This window comes from Pedobacter sp. 01N416, from assembly GCF_056399685.1.
Map to the genome: position 1 here is coordinate 1 of NZ_JBFTRT010000724.1, position 2,140 is coordinate 2,140.

The 2,140-nt window shown below is 39.8% G+C and carries 1 protein-coding gene; it reads right to left on the reverse strand.

The genetic code is table 11. The annotated features are described in order from the left end of the window. Positions 1-232: 232 nt before the first annotated feature. Positions 233-2,140 (reverse strand): ATP-binding response regulator (locus tag AC1DND_RS26325; protein ID WP_477585614.1); only part of this gene is annotated, 1,908 nt, incomplete at its 5' end.

The following is a 2,140-nucleotide window of genomic DNA, read 5'->3' on the forward strand; positions in this document are numbered from 1 at the left end:
AAGCAGGAGTCCCGTGATAGAAAGGAAACGACAGTTCAATGATCAGTATTGATAATGTTCACTAAATTCAGCCTATTTCAAACTAGAAAGGGGGGGCTAACAGGTAAAATTGGAGGGGCAAACGGAGGGGGTGTCTTTTGGATTGACAAATAAGGGACAATATGCGTCAGACTTGGCTAACCTTACCGTTGAAAAAAAGTTAATATAGGGAGAGCGGCTTAACAGTGTACCGTTATATTTTTTTACGCTTAAGATCCTGGTTGACTGAAACGGTCTTTGAAAAGACTCTTCTATATTTTTTGATGTATTCCGAGGGGTTCATCAGGAATACTTTTTTGAATTGTTCTCTAAAGTATTTTATATCATTCATTCCAACGCTGTACATGGTTTGCCTAATGGTATTTTCGGTGCTAATAAAAATTTCGGCGGCTTTGCGCAAACGTATGAAACGTATGAAACTATTGGATGAATGTCCGGAAATGGATTTGATCCGTTTATATAGATTCTCTCTGGACATTCCCAATTCTTCGGCTAATGTTTTGATATTAAAATCAGGGTCATCAATATGCCGCTCAACAATACTGATACAGTTCTTTAAAAAGTCTTTATATTCTGCGGATATTTTTAAGCTGTTGGGATTCAGCGTGATTTCACTATAAAAATAGTTCTGCAGGCTGTTTTTGCTTCTGAGGATACCCGCGATCCTGGCCATTAACAGATTCTTATCGAATGGCTTACTGATGAAATCATCCGCACCGCTTTCAATACCTTTTAATTTGACTTCTTCAGAAGTATTCGCGGTGAGTAGTACGATGGGAATATGGCAGATAGATTCGTCTTCTTTTACTTTCTGGCAAAGTTCAATCCCCCCGATCCCATTCATCATTACATCACTGATTACCACATCAGGGAGAAGCTCACGTATAATCGATAAGCCACTTTCTCCATTCCAGGCCTGTAGAATGTGATATTCCTTAGCAAAAATTTGACGGAGGTAACTGGCAATCTCTTCATTATCATCGATAATAAGAATAGATTTTCTTTCTTCGGAAACAAAATCGTTAAGCAACAGTTCATCATGCTGCTCAACGGCAATTTCCAGTCCATGCTGATCAAGCGCTTTAAAAAATCCCGGATCTTGCTCGACATCGGTATCAATCGTAGAAGAACTGATATAATTTCCGCCTTTTAAGATCTGGACATGGAAGGTTGTTCCGGAATGTGCATCACTAAGGCAGTTTATCTTTCCCCCATGCAGTTCTACAAAGGTTTTAACCAAATAAAGTCCTATTCCAAAACCACCTCCAAACGACCTGTTTTTTGCAGGTTCCTGATAAAATCTGTTAAAAATCTTTTCCTGTGCTTCAGGGCTGATGCCACATCCCGAATCTTTCACCTCTATAGTAACATCAGCATCATTTTCCTTTATGTCTATCCCTATCTTTCCACCCTCTGGCGTAAACTTAAAGGCATTTGAGAGTAAATTAAAGATCACAATCTCAAGCTTTTCCCTATCGGCAATAATTTGAATGGCCGCTGAAGAGCTATGAAAGGAATAATCGATCCTATTTGATTTTGCCTGATGATCAAAACATAGATAAACCTCTTTCACCAGTTCAACAATATTAACTCCTGATGTTTTTAAGGTATCTCCCTGCGCATCCACCTTACTGTAGCGTAGCAATTGATCGACAAGGCCTAACAGACGCTTAGCATTCCTGTAGATAATATTCATGTTGCGGGTATCCAGGTACCTGCCATCCTGATGGAGAAGATCCTTTACGGGGTTGATGATCAGTGTGAGGGGAGTTCTGAATTCATGCGAAATGTTTGTAAAGAATGTCGATCTCTTTTCATTGAGCTCCTTTTCCTTTTCACTTTCGAGATGGGCAATCTTTATCTCATATCTCAGTTTTTCCTGTTTTCTCCGGTAAGAAATATAAATCCCGGCCCCTAGAAGAATCAGCATAGTATAAATCACATAAGCCCACCATGTCAGATACCATGGAGATCTGATCCTTATAATCAAAGTTGTTGCTTCGTTGTTCCAGGCCCTGTCACTGTTGGTCGCCTTTACTTCAAAACGATAGACTCCGGGGTTCAGATTTGTATAAGTAGCATTACGCTGATTGCCTACCTC